At 31.7% G+C, this 6,703-nt stretch carries 7 protein-coding genes and 1 tRNA gene; 1 reads left to right on the top strand and 7 read right to left on the bottom strand.

Translation table 11 applies throughout. The features are described from left to right. Positions 1-105: 105 nt before the first annotated feature. From rodA to Q0C22_RS02385, 6 genes are all read right to left on the bottom strand, one after another. Positions 106-1,197, bottom strand: coding sequence for a rod shape-determining protein RodA (gene rodA / locus Q0C22_RS02410; RefSeq protein WP_291490479.1), 1,092 nt, complete (start codon positions 1,195-1,197; stop codon positions 106-108). Between the two features lie 20 nt (positions 1,198-1,217). Next, the gene (locus Q0C22_RS02405; protein WP_291490478.1) at positions 1,218-2,123 is read right to left on the bottom strand and encodes a GGDEF domain-containing protein; all 906 of its coding nucleotides are present in this window, start codon (positions 2,121-2,123) and stop codon (positions 1,218-1,220) included. After that, the gene (locus Q0C22_RS02400) at positions 2,120-2,413 is read right to left on the bottom strand and encodes a hypothetical protein (protein WP_291490477.1); all 294 of its coding nucleotides are present in this window, start codon (positions 2,411-2,413) and stop codon (positions 2,120-2,122) included. The genes Q0C22_RS02405 and Q0C22_RS02400 overlap by 4 nt, the downstream gene beginning before the upstream one ends. Continuing rightward, a complete protein-coding gene (locus Q0C22_RS02395; protein ID WP_291490476.1) occupies positions 2,397-3,020 on the bottom strand; it encodes an HTH domain-containing protein in 624 nt (207 codons plus the stop codon). Before Q0C22_RS02395 ends, Q0C22_RS02400 begins: the two co-directional genes overlap by 17 nt. Further along, entirely contained in the window at positions 3,017-4,300 is a 1,284-nt protein-coding gene (thiC, locus tag Q0C22_RS02390) for a phosphomethylpyrimidine synthase ThiC (protein WP_291490475.1), read from the bottom strand. The genes Q0C22_RS02395 and thiC overlap by 4 nt, the downstream gene beginning before the upstream one ends. Before the next feature lie 85 nt (positions 4,301-4,385). Next, a tRNA-Leu gene (locus Q0C22_RS02385) sits at positions 4,386-4,472 on the bottom strand. A gap of 97 nt (positions 4,473-4,569) precedes the next feature. On the opposite strand from Q0C22_RS02385, the gene Q0C22_RS02380 reads away from it, so the two are divergent. After that, positions 4,570-6,150 carry a cytochrome c3 family protein gene (locus tag Q0C22_RS02380; RefSeq protein ID WP_291490474.1) on the top strand — a complete coding sequence of 527 codons (1,581 nt, stop codon included), beginning with the start codon at positions 4,570-4,572 and terminating at the stop codon, positions 6,148-6,150. On the opposite strand, the gene Q0C22_RS02375 is transcribed toward Q0C22_RS02380, so the two are convergent. After that, entirely contained in the window at positions 6,151-6,690 is a 540-nt protein-coding gene (locus Q0C22_RS02375; RefSeq protein WP_291490473.1) for a hypothetical protein, read from the bottom strand. It lies immediately after the preceding gene. Between the last annotated feature and the right edge of the window lie 13 nt (positions 6,691-6,703).

The raw sequence follows: 6,703 nt of genomic DNA, 5'->3' as shown, positions 1-6,703 counted from the left end.
GCTTGCATAATTGCTAGTTCTACTTCAAGCCACTTTTGGTATTTATTTTCCAGCGTCCAAACATCCCCCATGATTTTTCTTGTATATCGTTCTATCATACACACCTCATCTGTAAATTTGATTTTTTATTTTTATGTTAATCAAAATACCTATCGCAATAAAATTTGTTATGACAGCAGAACCACCATAGCTTACAAACGGCAACGGCACACCTACAACAGGTAACAAACCTATAGTCATTCCGATATTGAATATCATAGATACAGATAGCATCACAGTAACACCTATTATAACAATTTTTTCAAATATAGAGCTTGCAATATTGATAAATGATAAACATCTAAATATTACAAAAAGATACAAACCAATTAATACTAATGCACTAACAAAACCCCATTGTTCACAAAAAGCGGCAAATATGAAATCAGTATGGTTTTCTGGTAAAAAATTGAGGATTGTTTGTGTTGCACCTGCGGCAGTTTTACCAAAAAGACCCCCTGAGCCTACTGCAATTTCCGATTGGATAATATGATAGCCATATGTGTGTGGAGACAAATAAGGGTTGATAAAAGCAATGAGCCGTTCTTTTTGATAATTTTTTAATAAACTCCAAAAAAAAGGCATAGCAATTAGAAAAAATATAACAGATTTAATCAAAAATGTCTTTTTAACGCCAACACTTAATATAATTGCCAAACCAATAATAAGAATAATCAAAGCAGTACCTAAATCTGGTTGTTTTATGATTAAAACAGCTGGAAACAGTATTAAAGCAAATGGTAGATACAAATCTTTAAAATTATACTTTGAACTTTTTATATACTCATCAAAGTAGGCAGCCAAAACCAAAATTATTGCCAATTTCATAAATTCAGATGGTTGTATATTAAAAAAACCCAAAGATATCCAGCGTTTAGCACCATGTCCTACAAAACCTATAAAAAACACAACTAACAAAACAAACAAAACAAAAATATAAAAAGCAAAAGCATAAGTTTTAATCAGTTTTAAATCAATATTTGCAACCAATAAACATAAAAAAACTCCAATCAACTCCCATAGGATTTGCTTATTATAAAATATTTTACCCGCATCAGTTGTGTAAATTAAAAAAACACTCAAAACACCAAGCAAACAAACCGCTATAAACAATGGATAATCAAAATATTTAAATTTTCTTTTGTCAATTTGCAGCATCTTCAATTAAACCAAATATTTCAATCAAATACAGTTATGGAGTTTTTGCCAGACCTTTTAGATGAATATAGCGCAGAATCCACTCTTTCCATTATAGATTGAAACGTATCGTCTTTTCTTACACTTGTTAAGCCTATGGAAAAAGTAACTTTGAATTCTTCATCTTTTTTTCTAAAAACAACCTTAGACATTTTTTGGACAAATTTTTCTGCAACTTTTTTTGCACTATTTATATCCGTTTCTGGCATTAAAACAACAAATTCATCACCACCGTAACGAATTGGTATATCTGAAGTGCGAATATTTTTCTTTATAAGATTTCCTATCTGACAAAGGACATTATCGCCTATTTGGTGCCCGAATTTATCATTTATATCTTTAAAATCATCAACATCAATCATTTGAAGGCTAAAAATACGACCATAGCGTTGCATAAAATATAGGTTTTCTTTTAGTTTTATTTGTAGATATTCCCTTAAATATAAACCAGTTAAGCCATCACGGTAGACTTTTACTTTTATTTTTTCTAATGATTGTCTTTCTTGCTCAATATTGCGCATTGCCTTTTCCAAATTTATTCTAAGGGATAAATTTATCTTTTTAAGTTTTTCTAGCTCCTCATATGCATTACTTGAATCTTCAAGGTTAACATTTTCCTGTGCAGCTATAGTTTCGCTAATATTATTGCTTATCTCTGACATTTCTTTTTTTAAATTTTCAATTATTAGATTAATTTTTTCTTTTATTGGATCTAAAAGTTCATCCTGTTTAGTGTATTCCTCGTATAAATAATTTTTTAAACTATTATGATCAATACCTTTTTGCATAGCAACTTCAATAAATAATTTGTAATAGTTGTAGGGTGTTAGGCTTACATTTTCTTCTATAGCTTTGTTAAGCGTTTCACTAATTAGTTCTTCTATCATAAAAACCTCAAATTATCGCATGTAATAATCCTTTGCATACCATGTTGAGTTTCAACCAACAAAAAACCATACTCATCTATATCTTTTGCTACTCCCTGAATTTTTTTATTATCACTTAAAACTTCAACCCTTTTTTCAAGTGTTGTTTCGTATAATTTCCACAATTTTAGTATATTCTTTTTATAATTATTTTCAATTAATTTAATTAATAAAAATAAATAGTACATTATTTTATCTAAAAGATTTAATCTATCTGTAATTGTTTTCGTGATTTCATAAGTGCTCTTCAATTAAAGACATATCGCTTTTTACATCAACCAATATACCACTTATTTTTTTACCATCCACTAAACAGTCATTAGGCCATTTTATTTTTGCATGCACACCAATATCATTAAGTGCCATACAAACAGCAATGCAACCTGCAAACATCACAAACAAACCGTCTTGTGGTCCAAGGTTTTTTGGTAGATAAATATATGAAGCGTATATATTTTGGCCAAATGACAACCAGTGTCTGTTTTTTCTTCCCCTTCCCTCTGTCTGGCTTAATGCAACAATAAGAGTTTTGTGTGCTAAATCTCTACTATTTTGTAGCAATTTTCTTGATTCGTCCATAGTAGAAGTGGTATTTTCAAAAAAAATTACATTTTCTACAGCCTTATTTTCTTTCAGTTTATGAATCTCGTAAATATTTAGCAAATCAGGTGGTTTTTGAATTAATTTATAGCCTACACCTCTTTTTGCTTCTATTAAATAACCTGCATTTTTTAGCTTTTTAATATGTTGCCAGATTGCAATTCTTGAAATTTGGGTTTTTGAACATAAATTTTCGCTGCTTACAAATTCGTTTTGACTATCGGATAATGCTTCTAAAATTATTCGCGTTATATTCATCTATTACGTAAAGCTTTATTAAGCAATTTTATAGCGCAAAATTTACCACACATAGTACAGACATCGCTTTCTTTTGGCATTGAAGACTCTCTTTGTGATTTTACATAATTTGGGTCGATAGATAGCTCTATCATTTTATTCCAATCAAGATTTTTCCTGGCTTTAGACATTTCTATATCCCAATCAATTGCGCCAGGTATTTTTTTTGCAATATCTGCAGCATGAGCTGCAATTCGCGTAACAATTACTCCTTCTCTTACGTCTTCTGGGTTTGGTAGCCTTACATGTTCTGCTTTTGTTACGTAACATAACATATCTGCACCATATGAAGCCATTAAAGCACCGCCTATTGCACTTGTTATATGGTCATAACCTGGTGCTATATCTGTAACAACTGGACCTAACACATAAAATGGTGCGCCCTCGCATACTGCTTCTTCAATCTTGGCGTTTGTTATAATCTGATCTATTGGCACATGCCCTGGACCTTCAATCATAGATTGCACACCTGCTTTGAGTGCTTTCTTATGAAGTTCTCCTAAAATAATCAGCTCTTCAATCTGAGCTCTATCTGTAGCATCGGCTATTGCGCCTGGTCTGAAACCATCACCCAAAGAAATTGTAACATCATATTTTTTTACAATCTCAAGCACATCATCAAAATATTCATACAATGGATTTTCCTTTTCATGGTACAACATCCACACAGCCAAAAAAGAACCACCCCTAGATACTATGTCTTCTATTCTACCCTGATTAATAAGTCTTTCAAGCGAACTTTGTGTAACACCACAGTGTAGAGTCATATAGTCTATACCGTCTTGAGCTTGTTTTTCTATTGTTTTTAACAAATAGTCTTTAGTTAAATGAACAATAGAACCTTCTTTTGTTGCTATCTCAACTGCTGCTTGATATATTGGAACATTGCCTACAACTATTGTGGATTCATGTAAAATTTTTCTCCTAAAAAAATCTAAATCACCTCCTGTTGAAAGGTCCATAATTGAATCAGCTTTAGCTTCAATTGCGGCTTTGACTTTAAGTAATTCAGCATTAATATCAACTATATCAGAAGAAGTGCCAATATTTGCATTAACTTTTGTTCTTAAACCTTTACCTACGCCCATTGCTTCAATTTGGTGGTTTATATTTTTTGGTATAACTATTGTTCCCTTTATCAAACCTTCCATTATAAATTCTGGGCTTCTTTTTTCTTTGAAAGCAACTTCTTCAATTTGCTTTGTAATAATGCCTTGTTTGGCATATTCAATTTGAGTCATAACACCCCCTTAAATTAAAGGTATTATTACATTAATTATCAAATTTATCAAGTGGGGGAGATATACAAAAGAAGCTGTTTAAAAATGGTGCCGAGGGCGGGACTTGAACCCGCACGAGGAAACCCTCACTACCCCCTCAAAGTAGCGTGTCTACCAGTTCCACCACCTCGGCTCTAAATTTTATTTTTATAATAGTCTTTAACTTTTGTCAAGTAAGTTCAAATTTTACTTTAATAAAAAAATTTTTTGTGCTATACTTACAATCAATTATGAGGATTTTGTTTATTTTAATGTTTTTATTATTGCCAATTTTTAGTAATGCAACTGATTTCAACAATTGTCTATCCTGTCACAAAGGCATTGAACAAATGCCAAAACCACATAACTTTAGTTGTGATAAATGCCACGTACTGCCTCAAGATAGAAATAAACCTATAACATCGCATAAAATGATTGTAAAAAACCCTTCTTCTCCAAAATACTGGAATATATTTTGTTACAAATGTCATTCAAAACAAATAAACGATGTTGAGCATTCACTACACTATACTGCTTATGGTGAAATAAATAAAACACTCTTTACACTGCTTCATAAAAAAACAAATTACACAGTTCAAGATCTACCTAAAAAAGGCAATAATTTGCTTGAAACACTTTCATTCCAATTTTTAAGACAAAACTGTTTGAAATGTCATATATCAAGCGAAGGCGAAAAAGGTACTGGATTATATAGGCCTTCTGGGTGTGCTGCATGTCATATGCCATTATCAAAAGATGGCATATATCTTGGAAACGATAAAGCTATGCATGGCAAACCATCAAACATTGCCTATCATAAATTTATAAAACCACAAATGCAAAACTGCCTATCGTGCCATAACAAACAATATGTAGGAACGGATTATCTTGGGATGTTTCCAAAAGAATTTGGTGAAACCTACAGAACACCAATAAACAAAGAAGGCAATTTTCCACCTGTAATCTATGGAATTGACTATGATTATTTAGCAAAAGATGTACACTACAAAGCAGGCATGACTTGCATGTCTTGTCATACAAAACAGGAAGTTATGGGAAATGGCAAATTTTATCACAACGAAACACAAAGCCTGCAAGTAACCTGCCAAACCTGCCATGGAGGCTACCATACAAAACCAAAACGTTTTTTTAAACACATAAAGTTATTTAACCCAAACATACCAGGACACAAGTATCACGAAAATGTCTCATGTAGCGCCTGTCATGCTCAATGGACAATATACGATTTCGGTTTTTATGCATTAAAAGATGATACAAAAGATTACACTAAATGGTCAGCTTTTACACTAACAGGTAACCCTCAAGCAGATAAATTTTTATCACATGCAATAGGTCTTATTGAAGAAGGCAAAAGCGCACCTGCTCCCATGCAAGAAGATTTCTTAACAGGTAAAATGGAGCCAGGATTGTGGCATATTGGGTATTTGTTCACAAGATGGGAATATGTAATATTGGGCAAAATGGGCTCTAAATATGTAATTTTGCGACCAATGTACCAGTATTATTTTAGTTATAAAAATGCCCAGGGTAAAGTCCTTGTAAACAATAAATTTATGGGAGCTGATTGGGAACCATATTTCCCGCATACAATTGGTAAAGCAAGAAGCTGTCTTTTCTGTCATGGTAACAAAACCGTAGCAGGAGAAGGCTTTTACCCAATTAAAGACAATTTTGCGACTAACCTGATGAAACCTACAACATGTGCTCAAAGCAATGTTAGGGTTTTAAATAAAAAGGAAAAAGAAAACTTAATAGATTATACACCTTTGTTTAAAAAAGAATATTTAAGGCATTTAAACTATAACAAATAGTTATCTTTCATAGAACAAATTTGAAGGTATTGTTGTATAAGACTTGATTTCATTTTTATCATTTAAGTATATGCTATAGCAGTATATGCCAACCTGTGTTAAAAAATCAAGCAAGTACTTATCGTTGTTATTAAGTTCTCGTTTAATAACTTTATCTATAATAAAAATTATATATACAGAATGCCTGTAGTTTTCATCCGCAATATACATAAAGGTTTGGCCAATTGCATTTACCCACGCAGACTGATGTTTTTGTGTATTTAACTCCAACTCAATAAATATAGAATTTTTAGGGTCATAAAAATCAGCTTGCCAGAATTTGTAACTTTTTGATGTGAGTGATTTTAGAGTTGTCATTACAGGAATATTTCTATCCTGAAGATACATACTGTGTTTTTTAGCTATTTTTTTAAACTCATCCTTTATAGCCTGGATATTAACCCTGGAGTCTTCATTAAAAAAGCTATACAAATTGGAAAATTTCACCTGATAGTTAAAATAAGCATTAAAAACATCAACTATTGGGTATGATTCAACCATTAAATCACCTTTT

It is taken from the genome of Desulfurella sp., from assembly GCF_023256235.1.
Classification (GTDB): domain Bacteria; phylum Campylobacterota_A; class Desulfurellia; order Desulfurellales; family Desulfurellaceae; genus Desulfurella.
This window is presented reverse-complemented; position numbering and strand designations above follow the sequence as displayed.

Excerpts from the sequence above, each read along its gene's own strand:
- rodA (WP_291490479.1), bottom strand. The coding sequence starts at position 1,197 with ATGCTGCAAATTGACAAAAGAAAATTTAAATATTTTGATTATCCATTG.
- Q0C22_RS02405 (WP_291490478.1), bottom strand. The coding sequence starts at position 2,123 with ATGATAGAAGAACTAATTAGTGAAACGCTTAACAAAGCTATAGAAGAA.
- Q0C22_RS02395 (WP_291490476.1), bottom strand. The coding sequence starts at position 3,020 with ATGAATATAACGCGAATAATTTTAGAAGCATTATCCGATAGTCAAAAC.
- thiC (WP_291490475.1), bottom strand. The coding sequence starts at position 4,300 with ATGACTCAAATTGAATATGCCAAACAAGGCATTATTACAAAGCAAATT.
- Q0C22_RS02380 (WP_291490474.1), top strand. The coding sequence starts at position 4,570 with ATGAGGATTTTGTTTATTTTAATGTTTTTATTATTGCCAATTTTTAGT.
- Q0C22_RS02375 (WP_291490473.1), bottom strand. The coding sequence starts at position 6,690 with ATGGTTGAATCATACCCAATAGTTGATGTTTTTAATGCTTATTTTAAC.